The organism is Pseudomonas sp. SIMBA_067, from assembly GCF_046534675.1.
GTDB classification, from domain to species: domain Bacteria; phylum Pseudomonadota; class Gammaproteobacteria; order Pseudomonadales; family Pseudomonadaceae; genus Aquipseudomonas; species Aquipseudomonas putida.
In genome coordinates, this window is the sequence record NZ_JAWRYH010000861.1 from 1 (window position 1) to 254 (window position 254).

Genomic DNA, 254 nt, shown 5'->3' on the forward strand with positions numbered 1-254 from the left:
GGTCATCCCGTACGCCGTCGATGTACATGTCACCAATGGCGCTGAAGCCACGGATGGTCACCTGGTCGCGCTGGCCGTCGCCGTTGGACAGGCCGATGCCGGGCACGTTTTTCAGCACGTCTTCCATGGATTGCGCGCCTTGGTCCTTGATCACGCTTTCAGGTACGACGTTGACGGTTTGCGGGATGTCGCGCAGGGGGGCGTCGATCTTCATGGCGCTGCGGCTATCACTGGCCTTGTAGCTTTGTTGCTCG

General features: G+C 61.0%; 1 protein-coding gene. It reads right to left on the minus strand.

Annotated features, from left to right (window positions below; genetic code table 11):
* The coding region (locus tag SB765_RS31655; RefSeq protein ID WP_410932758.1) for a TonB-dependent receptor plug domain-containing protein at nt 1-254 on the minus strand (254 nt) is incomplete at both ends.